This window comes from Pseudomonas sp. MDV22-iso1, from assembly GCF_058145095.1.
On the sequence record NZ_JBYVMF010000001.1, the window covers coordinates 174,808 to 189,068 of the forward strand.

Here is a 14,261-nt window from a genome sequence, read left to right on the forward strand (position 1 = left end):
GCGTGCGCGCCGGTAGCGATACGTCGACTTCGGCCAGTGGCGGGCTCAACACCAACATTAACGGCGCCTACGGTTACCTGACCCTCGACGCCAATGGCAACGCGACCTATCACAGCAACCCAAACTCGGTCGGCACGCCGGGGGCCACCGACGTGTTCACCTACACCGTGCGCGACGCTGACGGCGATGAAAGCACCACCACCATCACCATCGATGTCTGCAACAGCAAAATCCTCGCGGCGTCGGACACCGATGTGACGGTCTACGAAAAAGCCCTGGACCTGACCAAGGATGGCAATGACCTGGCGGCGGGTACCGTGACCGGTAGCGAGCCGGGCAATACCGGCGAAACCTCGATAGGAACGCTGGTTGGCTCGGTCACCGGTGCGTCCGGCGCAGTCACCTACACCTTGGTCAGCAATGCCACCGGCACCTATGGGCAGATGCTCCTCAACGCTGACGGCACTTACACCTACACCCTGACCTCGGCACCGAAAACGTCGCCGAACGCTAACGACGGGGCGAACACCCTGAGCGAAAGCTTCACCTACAAAGCCACCGATGCCCTGGGCAACAGCACCACCAGCACGATTGTGGTGAACATCGTCGATGACGTGCCCAAGGCGGCCGCCTCGGAACGCGCGGTGGCTGCCGTGGAAATCGATTCCAACCTGCTGTTGGTGATCGACGTGTCCGGCAGTATGGCCGACGCCTCGGGTGTACCGGGCCTGTCACGTCTGGCCCTGGCCAAGCAGGCAATCAGTGCCTTGCTCGACAAGTACGATGACCTGGGCGATGTGAAGGTGCAGATCGTGACCTTCAGCAGCAATGCCACCGACAAGACCTCGATCTGGGTCGACGTGGCCACCGCCAAATCGATAATTTCCGGCCTGACGGCGGGCGGTGGCACTAACTACGATGCCGCTGTGGCCACCATGAAGCAGGCGTTCGACACCGCCGGCAAACTGACCGGTGCGCAAAACATCGGTTACTTCTTCTCGGATGGTAAACCCAACGAAGGCGACATCAGCGCCTCCGACGAAGCCTCGCTGAAAGCCTTCCTCGACGCCAACGGCATCAAAAACTATGCCATTGGCCTGGGCAGCGGCGTCAGCAACGCCTACCTGGACCCGGTGGCCTATGACGGCAGCACCCACACCAACACCAACGCGGTGGTGGTGACCGACCTCAACCAACTCAACTCGGTACTCTCGGGTACCGTGCAGGGCGCGCCGGTCACTGGCACGTTGCTGGAGGGCGGGACTTTCGGTGCCGATGGCGGTTTCATCAAGACCATCGTGGTCGATGGCACCACCTACACCTATGACCCGAAGGACCTGGGGAACCAGGGGTCGCTGAAATTCACCGGCGGGGCCAACCACGGTACGTTCAACACCGTGGACAATTCGCTGAGCATTGCCACCAACAACGGCGGCACGCTGGTTATCAAACTCGACACGGGCGAATACAGCTACACCTCGCAAAAAGCCACTTCGGTGGTGATCACCGAAAACATCGGCTTCACCGTCAGTGACAACGATGGCGATCTGGCCAGTTCGACCCTGGTGGTCAAAGTCGTTCCGAACGCGGCGCCAGTGGCGGTGGATGACCACATCATCACCAACGTTCTGTCCAGCAGCGTTGTGGTACCGGGCGAATTGCTGCTGGCCAACGACACTGATCCTGAGGGCGATCCGCTGACTGCCACGCCGACCACGTTCAACACAGGTTGGGCGGCGAAGGGCGCGGATTTTGTCGGGACAGGCGCGAAAGGCTTCTCCGGAACCGGCAACACCGCGGCAAACCAGAACCTGGCGGACGTGCGCGCTCTATTCGCAGCCAACACGGCAGCGATGACGGCGGTACTGGTCGTCAGCGGATACCTGGGCGGTGTCACCACGGCCAACGCGAATGATGAAGACCTCATCACCGTCAAACTGAAAGAGGGCGAAACCCTTAATCTGGACCACAACCTGGCGGCCGGTCGCATCACCCTGGAGTACTCGCTCAATGGCGGCCCGTTCGTGTCCATCGCCGATGGCGGGACCATTACCGCAGCGGCTGACGGCACCTATCAGATCCATGTCACCAACATCAATAACGGCAGTGGCAGCAACCCCACGGGGGCGGAAAATTACCAGCTGAAAATGACCGTCAACTACGCCGGGGCTCACGACATCACTCCGGATGCACACGGCAGTTACACCGCCAACGACAGCCATGGCGGCAGCGACGGGGCGAACGTGACCATCAGCTATCAGGACGGCCACACCCTCACCGGTACGGCGGGCGATGACGTGTTGGTGGCCGGCACAGGCAACAACATCCTCAATGCCGGCGACGGCAACGACGTGCTGACTGCGGGCAGTGGCAATAATGAACTGCACGGTGGCGCCGGCAATGACTTGTTGTTCAGCGGAACCGGCAATGACCTGCTGGACGGCGGCGCCGGCATCGACACCGTGAGCTACGCCCACGCCACCAGCGGCGTTACGGTGGACCTGAGCTTGCTGACAGCGCAAAACACCGGCGGCGCCGGCACCGACACCTTGACCGGGCTCGAGAACCTGACCGGCTCGAACTTCAATGACAACCTGACCGGGGACAACAACAGCAACGTCATCAACGGCGGTTTGGGCGATGACATCCTCAACGGCGGTGGCGGCGATGACTTCCTGATCGGTGGCCTGGGCAACAACACCCTGACGGGCGGTGCCGGTGCGGACACCTTCCAGTGGCTCAAAGGCAATTCCGGGCACGACCTGGTCACCGATTTCACCCCCGGCACTGACAAGCTCGACCTGTCGCAATTGCTGCAGGGTGAAAACGGCACCACCGCTTCGCTGGATGATTACCTGCACTTCAAAGTTGTTGGCAGCGGCGCTTCGGTGCTGACCAGCATCGACGTCAGCGCCATGGCCGGCGCCACGCCGAACCAGACGATCGATCTGGCGGGCGTCAACCTGGCAAGCCATTACGGCGTCACGCCGGGGGCCGGTGGTGTGGTGGCCGGGGGGCATGACACGGCGACGATCATCAACGGCATGTTGAATGACCATTCGCTGAAGGTGGATACCGTCTGATCCATGGCCTGAAAGGACAAAACCCGCCATTCCTGTAAACAGGGAATGGCGGTTTTTTGTTTGTCTGGGGTTTCAGTATTGCGCTTCAGCCTTTGTCGCGAGCAGGCTCCCTACAAGGGTTCGTGAACCAGTACCCTTTGTAGGAGTGAGCCTGCTCGCGATGAACGATGACGCCGTTTCCATACGAACACTCACATCGGCTCTGGCGGCCCGATCAACCGCCCCATCACCCCGAACACCCCCAGCTCCTTGATCGTTTCAAACTCGCCGTGCGTCTCCACTCGCTCCGCAATCAACGGCAGATCGATGCTGTTTGTCGCGCGAAAAATGGCATCGATGAACAGTCGCTTGTCACTCTGCTCATCGATCCCGCGAATGTAGGCTCCATCAATTTTGAGGTACGCCAGGCCCAATTGAGTGAGGTTGCCGATCTGGCTGAAGCTGCCACCGAAATGCTGCAGGCCGATTCGATAGCCGGTGTTCAGCAGGCTGTGACTCAAGCCTTGCAGTTCAAGGGGAGGCGGCAGTTGGCGTTCGTCGATTTCCAGGGTCAGCAACGGTGCCAGCTCAGGCAGCGATTCGAGCATGTCGAGGATTTTTTGCAGTTGCACAGGGTCGCGCAGGGTGCTGCCGGACAGGCTCAATGCCAATGGCCAGCGGTTGACGATGAGGTAGTCCAGGGTCGCCTCAAGCATCGCAAGGTCCATCCGCGCCGACCAGCCGAGACGCTCGATCCACGGCAGGAAATGCCCCGCGGCGATGGCCACGCCCTGCGGATCGAGCAGACGGGCCAGCACCTTGTGGTGCAACACCTGACTGGTGTCGGCGCACTGCACGACAGGCTGGAAATACAGCTGCATGTGGCCGTGGGTCAATGCGTCATCGATCCACGTTCGCCAGTCGTGTTGGGACTGGTTGGGTGCGGTCGTGTCATCGGTCAGATGTGTCCACGGCCGCTCGGGGCGCTGCCGGGCCTCGGTCAGGGCTTGATCGAGGCGCAGCAAGACATCGCCGGGCGATTCTCCCGGGTGGTAAGCGACGATGCCCAGGTGCGCCACGGGCATGCAGTCGCTGGCACCGGTCAGGCGCAGGTTTTCGAGGGTGGCGCTGATTTCACTCGCCACGCGTGCAGCGTCTGCGTTGTCCATGCCGGGTATCAGCAGGCTGAACTCCCCCCCGCGATTGCGTGCTGCCAGCCACGTGCTGCGTTCCGGTTGTTGCGTCAATCGCTTGAGCAGTTCGGCCACACTGCTGATCAACTCATCGGTGCGCTGACCGCCCAGGCGTTGATTCAGCCCCGCCAGGTCGTTGATCTGCAGCATCAGTAAATGGCCGTCGCTGCTTTGTTCGGAGATCAGCAGATGGTTCGCCAGGTGTTCATCCAGCAAGCGTCGATTGGCGAGGCCCGTCAGGCTGTCCTGATAGGACTCGGCCCGCAGTTTTTCGCTGCGCGCCGCCTCTTCGGCAAACAGTGCCTTGAGCTTTTCGACCATTTGATTCATGGCCAGTACCACGCGCTTCAACTCTGGCGTGCGCGGCAATTTAGGCAAGCTCAGAAACTCGCGTTTGCTGATGGCTTCTGCCTGTTTAACCATCTTGTCCAGCGGTCGCAGCTGTCGACGCAGTAACCAGCCGCCGAACACCGCGCTGAGCAGCCCGCAAATCAATAACCAGATCAGGCTGCCAAGGGTGCTGTCCCAGAGTTTGGCCAGGGCGAACTGCGGGTTGCTCAACACTTCAACCCGCGCCGCCTGTTCCCAGCCGCGCATGATCAGCGCTTCGCCCGCCTGGGGGCGCAAGTCGACCAGGCTGATGAACCAGCCGGGAACGTCTTCGGCATAGGCACGTACGTTGCGTTCCACCAGTACCTGCTCATCGGCAATGCTGATGACCCGAATGCTGTTGAAGTAGCCGCTGTCGAAAATCGAGCTGACCATCAGTTCGACCATGGCCGGGTCATCGATTTGCGCCGTCAACGACAGTCCCAACGCAGTGGCCGCGTCCTGGGCGTGGGAGCGCAACTGCCCGAGCATCTGGTCGCGGGAGCTTTCCAGGCTGACAAAAAAACTGCCGCTGAACGCCACCAGCAGGAACAGGCAGATGGCGAGAAACAATTGTTTGCGCAGTGACATGACACGCTCCTTGCGGTGATGACTAGCCGTCGCCCACGGCGAACCCTTCGGTTTGCATTTTTTTCAAGACGTCCTGCCAACGCGACAACTTCTTCGAGTCGCTGGAGCGTTTGCCGCCGTTTGCTCCGGGCAGGTACAGGCCTTCAGCGTTGAAGGCGTAGACCGGCAACAGATCTTTGCGTTGAGAGGCGGGGCGGATTTCGCCGATCAGGTTGTCCAGCACCAACGGGGCGGCTGTGGGCGTGCTGTAGTACGTCAGCACCATGTGCGCCTGATTCTGAGTCAGGGCCTTGACGTAGGTGATGCGCAGTTTTTCGCTGGGTATGCCGAGTTCACGCAGGCTGAAGTATTTCGCCAGGGCGTAGTCCTCGCAATCGGCTTTGCCCTTGACCAGGGACTCGACGGGGGTGGCCCAGTAATCGGTCTGACCCCAGATGCGAGAGTCGTCCTGAAAGGTCAGCTGCTGATTGAAGAAGCGATTGACCGCGGTGAGCTGCTCGCGCTCGGATTGCTTGCGTTCGCTCTGCAGCAACTGGCCCCAGGCCTCGATTCGTTTTTGCGCCGGACCGAGTGGGCCGTAGCGTGTATCGGCGGTTTGCAGAATCCGCGTGAAACTCCAGTCGGCAAAGACATTGCCAAGGCCTGCGAAAAGCAAACCTGTCAGCAGCAGCCATCCGCCGAACCGAAGTCGGAGCGTTGACCATCCTGGACTACGCCGGCGACGAGGCATATTAGGCGGCTCGGGTGCAGATGCGTGAAGTCTAGGCGGTGTTTTTAGCGGGGGAGGGTTGATCGTCGGCCTGTAAAGCAAAAGATCTCAGGACTTGTGCAGCGTTTTCTGCCGAAGAATATAGATCGTCACCAGCACTGCGCTGGTCAGCATGAAGCCGCGGGCCCAGGGCAGGGGCACCAGATAGCAGGAGAGCAGGATGCTCACCCACATCAGCCCGATGGCGTAGACCTTGCCTTTGAGCGGGATGCCGTTGCCGTCGAGGTAGTCGCGAATCCATGGCCCAAGCCGTGGGTGCTCCACCAGCCAATGGTAAAAGCGCGGCGAACTGCGGGCGAAACAGGCGGCTGCCAGCAGCAGGAAAGGCGTGGTGGGCAACACCGGCAGGAAAATCCCGATCACCCCCAACGCTACGCTGAGCCAGCCGATGGCCAGCAGCACGTAGCGCAACATCAGGGAACGGTTGCCTATGGGGTTGTCCATAGGCAGAACCTTAGTGGTGACGTGGCTTGAGGATCGCCGGTTTTTCGTCTGGCGCCTGGCACAGCAGGTACAGCGCGGTCAGCGCTTCCGGGATCTGCACGATCATGTCGTCCATCAGGTTGGCGTCTTTGGCGATGTCTTCGAACTCGGGTTGTTCGTCGAACAGGCCCGAACCCACCATGATCGGCAGCAGCATCTCGCTGACTTCGTCTTCGGCGGTTTCGAACCAGGCCGCTTCGCGCAGGAACACGCCTTCCATGAAACCGATGCACCAGCCGCGCAGGTCGGAATCATCCGGGTCTTCGCCGAGGTCGAGCTCGCAAGGCAGTTCAAACTCTTCATCCGACGCCAACTGGCGAGCGATGTGAGCCTTGAGTGCGATCAGGGTGGATTCGATGGCTTCACGCTCGGTGTCGTCGGCGTAATGCGGCTCTTCGGCGAACAGCGCGTCGATCCATTCACGGTCGGGCACGGTTTCGGAACAGATCGACAGGGCGGTGAGATAACCGTGGGCGGCCACGTAGTCCAGCGCCTCGTCATGCAGTTCATCGGCGTCGAGGAAGACTTGCAGGCGGGTAAGTTGCTCAGCGAAGGACATTAAAGGGCTACCTTGGGAATTAAACAGATGCGGGAATTCTAGGCCTTCTTGAGCAGTCAGGCCAGCCGCGCGGCATATTTGAACCCGATACGCACTGCCTATTCCTGCAGGAGCTGCCGCCGGCTGCGATCTTTTGATTTTGTTTTTTAGAGACAAGATCGAAAGTTTGTAGCCTGCGGGGGATCAGTGTTTGTCCTTATGTGTCTTCTCAGCGGCACCCTTTGAAGAGGAGGCGTCGGGTATACTCCCGCGTTTTGTGATGCCCTGCTGGCGTTGCGGCTGAGATGTGAAGCGTCATGCAATGCGCACTTACTATTCGTTGGTGCAGCCTGCGTGGTTCTGAACCAGCCTTGCGGGGATGTTTCGGTGATTTTTGGAGTTTTTATGCTCGAACAGGCTCAACGCGTCCTCAAGGACATCTTCGGCTACGACAGTTTCCGTGGCCGCCAGGGTGCAATCATTGAGCGCGTGGCCAACGGCGGTGACGCCCTGGTGCTGATGCCTACCGGTGGTGGCAAATCGTTGTGCTTTCAGGTGCCCGCGCTGTTGCGTGAAGGCCTGGCGGTGGTGGTGTCGCCCCTGATCGCGCTGATGGACGATCAGGTGGCCACCCTCGAAGAGCTGGGCGTCGCTGCCGCTGCATTGAACTCGACCTTGAGCGCCGAGCAGCAACGAGACCTGGCCGCGCGTATCAAGCGTGGCGAAGTGAAGATGCTGTACCTCGCCCCCGAGCGCCTGGTTCAGCCGCGCATGCTGGCGTTTCTGCAAAGCCTCGAAATCTCCCTCTTCGCTATCGACGAAGCGCATTGCGTCTCCCAGTGGGGCCACGACTTCCGCCGCGAATACCTGCAACTGGGCCAGTTGGCGGAGCTGTTCCCCAATGTCCCGCGCATTGCACTGACCGCCACGGCCGACAAGCGCACCCGCGAAGAAATCGTCGATCGCCTGCACCTGCAGGATGCCGAGCGTTTCCTGTCGAGTTTCGACCGGCCCAATATTTTCTACCGCATCGTTCCCAAGGAGCAGCCGCGCAAGCAGTTGCTGGCGTTCCTTGCCGAGCGACGCAGCGATGCCGGAATCGTCTATTGCCTGTCGCGCAAGAAAGTTGACGAAGTCGCGGTGTTCCTCAGTGAACAGGGCTTCCCGGCACTGCCGTATCACGCTGGATTACCCAACGAAACCCGGTCCCATCACCAGAAGCGCTTCCTCAATGAAGAAGGCCTGATCATGGTGGCTACCGTGGCGTTCGGCATGGGCATCGACAAGCCTAACGTGCGCTTTGTCGCGCACCTGGACCTGCCGAAATCCCTGGAAGCCTATTATCAGGAAACCGGGCGGGGTGGCCGTGATGGCCTGCCGGCGGACGCCTGGATGGCGTACGGCCTGCAAGATGTGGTGATGCTCAAGCAGATGCTGCAGAACTCCGAAGGCGATGAGCGCCACAAACGCCTTGAACATCACAAGCTCGACGCCATGCTCTCGCTTTGCGAAGAAACCCGCTGCCGTCGTCAAACCTTGCTGGCCTACTTCGACGAAGACATGCCGGAGCCTTGCGGCCATTGCGACAACTGCGTCGATGGCGTGCAGACCTGGGACGCCACCGAGCCCGCCCGGCAGGCGCTCTCGGCCATCTACCGTACCGGCCAACGCTATGGCGTAGGGCATCTGGTGGATGTATTGCTGGGCAAGGACAACGAAAAGGTCCGCAGCTTTGGCCATCAGCATCTGTCGGTCTATGGGGTCGGCAAGGCGATGGGGGAGAGCGAATGGCGCTCCCTGTTCCGTCAGTTGGTGGCCCGAGGTCTGGCTGACATCGACCTCGAAGGGTACGGTGGCCTGCGTTTGAGTGACACGTGCCGGCCGTTGCTCAAGGGCGAAGTCACCCTGGAGCTGCGCCGCGACCTCAAGCCGCAAACCACCGCGAAGAGCAGCAAGAGCCCGGCGAGCCAACTGGTTCGGGGCGAAGAGCGCGAGCAGTGGGAAGCGTTGCGCGCCCTGCGTCGCAAGCTCGCCGAAGAACATGGGGTGCCGCCGTACGTCATCTTCCCGGATTCGACCCTGCTCGAAATGCTGCGCAGCCAGCCGACCTCTCTGGCGGAAATGGCCAGGGTCAGTGGTGTGGGTGCACGCAAGCTGGAGCGTTACGGCGAGGCCTTCCTCGAAGTGCTCGGCGGCGAGGTCGAAGCGCCGAAAGTGGTGGCCGACGTGCGCCACGAGCTGATCACGCTGGCCCGTGCCGGCATGACTCCGATGCAGATCGCGGGCCAGCTGCAATGTTCGGAGAAGAACGTCTACACCATGCTCGCCGAGGCGATTGGCAAGCAGCAGTTGTCGCTGGAGCAAGCCCTGGACCTGCCCGAGGATTTGATGGGCGAAATCCAGGATGCGTTCCTGGACGGCGAAGGGGAGTTGCCGCCCGTTGCGGAAATTATCCCTCTGTTTACCGGGCGGGTACCTGAGGGCGTTTTGTACTGTGTTCGGGCGGCACTTCAGTCAGAATTTGAAATTTAAATGACCCGTTACATTGATGTAACGATTCAGTACATAGCGCCCCTTGCTTAGCGCCAACGGCCATGCTTAGCTGACTAATAATTAGGTTTTCTCTATTTCAGTCTAACCATGAGTTTTTTATGCCGTTAACCGACCAACACCGCTTTGGCATGCAATTAGCCCAAATGTCCCGAGGCTGGCGCGCCGAACTAGACCGTCGCCTTGCCGGCCTGGGGTTGTCCCAGGCACGCTGGCTGGTGCTATTGCACCTGGCTCGTTTCGAGGACGCGCCTACTCAGCGTGAATTGGCGCAAAGCGTTGGCGTTGAAGGGCCAACCCTGGCTCGGCTCCTCGACAGTCTGGAAGGCCAGGGCCTGGTCCAGCGCCAATCGGTTCTGGAAGACCGTCGAGCAAAAAAAATCGTGCTTTGTGCCCCGGCCCGTCCGCTGATTGAACAAATTGAGACCATCGCCAACCAGCTGCGCCAGGAACTGTTCGATGGCGTCGACGAGGCGGATTTGAAGATTTGCATGCGCGTTCACGGACACATACTGGCCAACCTGGAAAAATCTTGAGGCATTGCCTCCCGCAGGATTTTTGAGATACCCCGTTCGGCAGACTATAAAGAACTACTAGGCAATATCGCGTTCGTACCGGATGTGCGAACGCGTACAGGTTGGTTCTGGTTATCTAAGGGATGCTCATGCTCGAGAGTTGGCACGTTGTAGTACGGTATTGCGCCAGACTGGTTTTGGTCGGTGTTGCTGTCAGTTACTCGGCATTGGCCCCCGCGCTGGGGTTGGGTGACATCACCCTGCATTCGGCACTGAATCAGCCGTTGCGCGCAGACATCGCCCTGGTGGATGCCGCAGGACTGGAAGAAGGCGACTTGCCGGTCAGCCTGGCGACGGCGGATGAATTCAGTCGTGCCGGTATCGAGCGCGTGTTCTTTCTCAATGACCTGAAATTCACGCCGATCCTTCGTGGTAATCGCAGCGTGATCCGGGTCAGCTCCAACAAGGTAGTCAACGAACCTTTCCTGAATTTTCTGGTGCAGCTCAACCAACCCAACGGACGCGTGCTGCGCGAGTACACGGTGTTGATCGATCCGCCGGGCGCTCCGGGAATTGTCCCGGTCATGGATGAGCCGGTGGCCAGCACGGCAAATTCCCCGTTTCCCAGTGTCAAACCTGCAACTGCAGCGCCTGCTGCGGCGAAAAAAACGGCGCCAGCACCCAAAGTCGAACCCGTTGCGGTAACCCCGGCAATTGATCTCGCCGCCGAGCAGTTAGCCGCCAGCGTGCTGCAGAATCAGCAACTCCAGGCGACCATCAGCGAGCTCAATACCAAACTTCAGGCCCAGGAGGAGCAGATCGCCGGCCAGAAAAAGCAGGTCACCGAGCTGCAAACCCGATTGGCAGAAATCAAGCAGGCACCGCCAGTGGTGCCAGTCGCTGTTGCACCCGCTCCCGTCGTCGTGGAAGAGCCCGAGGCCAGTCGTTGGCCACTTGTTTTAGGGTTGCTGGTGTTGGCGGGATTGGTGGTCCTGTGGCTCTTTGTTCGGCGTCAACGTCAGCAGGCCGAGGTCTCTTCAGAGGCCTCGCCGGTTACGCCGTCTGGACATGAACCGGTACTGGATCAGGCTGCGGCACCAGTTGTCATGGCTACCATGCTGAAACCTGCCAGCGATCAGCAGGATGAAACCCCGGCGGGCGATGTGCTTGAAGGTGTGGGTATCTATCTGGCCTATGGACGATTTTCCGAGGCCGCGGGTTTGTTGCGCGAGGCGTTGGCCAAGGATCCACAGCGAAAGGACCTGGCCTTGCAATTGTTGGAGGTTCTGGGGAAACAAGGCGACGTCGCCGCCTATGAAGCTCAAGAAAACAACCTGCGTGACACCGGTGTCGACGAACAAACCCTTCAGGAAATTCGTGGTCGTCATCCCAAGCTGAACACTGTGGCGCCGATGGCTGCCGTAACCATGGCGACTGCACCGGTCATCGCGATTGCTACACCCACACCCGCGGCGCCGTTCGTAGCGCCCAACGATGACTTCCAGTTGAATCTCGACGACCTGTCGATGGACGCCAACTGGGATCTGATCAGTCCCTTCGACAACGCTCCATCCCCGGCAAAGCTCGCTGAAACGCCGCATGCGCATGAGCCAGCGTTCACCTCCAACCTGCACGTCTTGCCCGATGTGTTCGAAATGCCTGATGAGCCGGCGCCGGACGACACGGAGATTGAATGGAGCGCCGAACCGGATGCGCAATCGCTGGATGACGACTTTCTTGCCGCGTTCAGCGATCCCGACCAGTCTTTGGAGCTGGAGCCGCTTAGTCTGCAACCAGACAACGCCGGTAAGCTCGAACAGGCGCAGACCTGCATCGATGACGGCGACCTGGACAGTGCAATCGAGCTGTTGAACGAGCTGCTCAAAGAGGGCGACGAACCGCTCAAGCAGACTGCCCGGAGCTTGTTGGCGGGTATCCGCTAAAGGGTTTTCAAAAGACTAAAACGTCTGCCCCAGATTCAGATAAACCGCCTGTTCATCCGCATCGTTGAAACCATAACTGAAATTCAGCGGCCCCAAGGGCGTGTCGAATCCGATGAACACGCTGGCCGCATTGATGTAGCCGCTGTCGAATTCATTGTCATTGTTCCACGCCCGACCACGCTCAAGCGAACCACCGACGTACAGCGGGAAGTCCAGCGGCAGGTAGGAACGTGGGGTCAGACGTCGGTAATAAACCCCGCGCATCAGGCTGATGTTCTGTCCCGAAATGGCGTCTTCTCTAAAGCCCGACAGTTGCCGCGCGCCGCCCAGCAGGAAGCTTGAGGTAACCACGTTGGCGTCGTTCAGCGTGCGCCCATAACGACCACCGACAATGAAGGTGTCCGGGCCGCTGCTCAGGGCTTTGTCCAGTTTGAATTCCCATTGCCGATATCGCTTGTCCGAGCCCAGCCCAGGCTCGTATTGACGGAACGCCAGGCCGATGTCTTCGCCTTCGTGAGGGAAGTAGACGTTGTCCAGTGAATCGAACGAGTACTTGAGCTCATAGAACCCCTCATTGAAACTTTCGCTCGGCAAGTTCTGATCGCCAATGCGCACGTCCGCCTCGCCCCAGGCTTCGCCGACACCGAAACGCACCTCGCCGCTGTTGCCGATTTGGCGACCGACGTTCAGGCCGAAGCCGTAGCGCTCAACGCGATATTGCGCGATAGGGTCGTTTTCGAGGATAGCCTCGACGTTCTGCGCATCGAAGGCGGCATAGGGCGCGATGAAGTACCGCGAACCGACATCCAGCGGCTGATAGAACTCGCTGTAGAGTTCCTGCCGGTCACCGATCTGCACGCGGGTCAGCCATTCGGCACCCAGGCGGTTGATACCGTTGACCCGATAGCTGGCACCCAGGTTAAACGCACTGTCGCCCCGCATGTCGTCCGAAAGATTCAGGCCGACGCGTAAATAATCCGTACCACTGCGCTTGCCCCGGGCGCTGATGATCAGCGTATGGTCCTTGCCCTTGTGAGCGACGCGATACTGTACCTGCTCGAAGTAATCCAGCCCGTACAGCGTGCCCATGTCGGTTTGCAGGCGGCCCAGGTCCAAGGGTTCCCCGATGTGCTGGCGGATGTAGTAACGAATGACGTCGTCGCCGACTTTCGAATCGTTTTCGACCTTGATCGCGGTGATGATCGGTGTGCGCTGACTTGGCGCGCGCGCAGCGTTCAGTTCTTCATCCAGTGGCTGCGCCGGTTTGAGTTTTGTCAGGCGGGCATCGAGGATCCGCGTGGCGCGATAGCCAGCGTCGATCATTTCCTGAGCCCGGCCAAAGTCGGTGACGCCGAAGCTTGCCAGTGACGGCTGGATCAATATGTCGTCTTGATGCAGGGCGGCGAGTTGTTCTTCGGAGTTGCGGCGGGTCATCAGGGTGATGGACTGGTTCAAGACATCGACCACCGTGACCAGTTGTTTGCGATTACGCAGGGGCGTGCCGATGTCGACCACGATGGCAATGTCCACGCCCATTTCCCGGGCGACATCCAAGGGGATGTTGTCGGTCATGCCGCCATCCACCAACAAGCGGCCGTCCATTTCGACCGGTGCAAACACGGCCGGAATCGACATGCTGGCGCGAATTACCTGGGGCAGGTGACCCTTGCGGAATACCACTTTTTCACCGCTGGCGATGTCGGTCGCGACCGCCCGGAACGGAATCGGCAGCTTGTCGAAATCCCGGGTATCACTGGTGTGGGCCAGCAGACTTTCCAGGAGCAGGGCGAGGTTCTGACCCTGAATGACGCCCAGGGGCAGACCGAGACTGCCGTCGTCGCGAAAGCTCAGTTTCTGTTTGACGAGGAAGTCGCGATCATCCTGTTTGCGCCGGAACGGCACATCTTCCCGAGGTGGTGCATCGGACAGGGCTTGCTGCCAATCGATGTTCAGGGCGAGCTTCTCCAGCTCATCGATCTTGTATCCCGACGCATAAAGCCCGCCGACCACCGCCCCCATGCTGGTCCCGGCGATTGCATCGATCTGGATCCCTTGCTCCTCAAGCGCCTTGAGCACGCCGATATGCGCCAGGCCACGGGCGGCACCGCCGGACAACACCAGCCCGACTTTCGGTCGAGGCGTTTCAGCGGACTGAACGATCAAGGGCAGGAGGCAGAGCAGCAGGCAGGACAACAGATGGCGCATCATGAATCTCGGGACGAGCGAAAAAAGGCCGCTATTATAGCGG

General features: G+C 60.0%; 9 protein-coding genes. 4 read left to right on the plus strand and 5 right to left on the minus strand.

The annotated features are described in order from the left end of the window. Positions 1–3,083 (plus strand): type I secretion C-terminal target domain-containing protein (locus tag AC3ZVB_RS00775; RefSeq protein ID WP_490145531.1); only part of this gene is annotated, 3,083 nt, incomplete at its 5' end. 191 nt (positions 3,084–3,274) lie between these two features. Here the strand turns inward: AC3ZVB_RS00775 and lapD are convergent. From lapD to AC3ZVB_RS00795, 4 genes are all read right to left on the minus strand, one after another. Further along, positions 3,275–5,215 carry a cyclic di-GMP receptor LapD gene (gene lapD / locus AC3ZVB_RS00780; RefSeq protein ID WP_490145532.1) on the minus strand — a complete coding sequence of 647 codons (1,941 nt, stop codon included), beginning with the start codon at positions 5,213–5,215 and terminating at the stop codon, positions 3,275–3,277. A gap of 22 nt (positions 5,216–5,237) precedes the next feature. Then, entirely contained in the window at positions 5,238–5,945 is a 708-nt protein-coding gene (gene lapG, locus AC3ZVB_RS00785) for a cysteine protease LapG (protein WP_490145533.1), read from the minus strand. An 87-nt stretch (positions 5,946–6,032) separates the two neighbouring features. Next, positions 6,033–6,428 (minus strand): YbaN family protein, encoded by a 396-nt coding sequence (locus tag AC3ZVB_RS00790; protein ID WP_162436858.1) that lies wholly within the window; start codon positions 6,426–6,428, stop codon positions 6,033–6,035. Positions 6,429–6,438: 10 nt separating this feature from the next. Then, the gene (locus AC3ZVB_RS00795; RefSeq protein ID WP_162436857.1) at positions 6,439–7,026 is read right to left on the minus strand and encodes a UPF0149 family protein; all 588 of its coding nucleotides are present in this window, start codon (positions 7,024–7,026) and stop codon (positions 6,439–6,441) included. Positions 7,027–7,410: 384 nt separating this feature from the next. Between AC3ZVB_RS00795 and recQ the strand changes: the two genes are divergently transcribed. The 3 genes from recQ (at position 7,411) to AC3ZVB_RS00810 (ending at position 12,013) form a co-directional block, all read left to right on the plus strand. Continuing rightward, a complete protein-coding gene (gene recQ, locus AC3ZVB_RS00800) occupies positions 7,411–9,537 on the plus strand; it encodes a DNA helicase RecQ (RefSeq protein ID WP_490145534.1) in 2,127 nt (708 codons plus the stop codon). A gap of 119 nt (positions 9,538–9,656) precedes the next feature. After that, entirely contained in the window at positions 9,657–10,091 is a 435-nt protein-coding gene (locus AC3ZVB_RS00805; protein WP_194690684.1) for a MarR family transcriptional regulator, read from the plus strand. Positions 10,092–10,219: 128 nt separating this feature from the next. After that, positions 10,220–12,013, plus strand: coding sequence for a motility hub landmark protein FimV (locus tag AC3ZVB_RS00810; protein WP_490145535.1), 1,794 nt, complete (start codon positions 10,220–10,222; stop codon positions 12,011–12,013). Positions 12,014–12,028: 15 nt separating this feature from the next. Here AC3ZVB_RS00810 and AC3ZVB_RS00815 read toward each other — a convergent pair whose 3' ends face one another. Further along, positions 12,029–14,218: a patatin-like phospholipase family protein gene (locus AC3ZVB_RS00815; protein ID WP_162436853.1), complete on the minus strand. Its 2,190-nt coding sequence runs from the start codon at positions 14,216–14,218 to the stop codon at positions 12,029–12,031. Between the last annotated feature and the right edge of the window lie 43 nt (positions 14,219–14,261).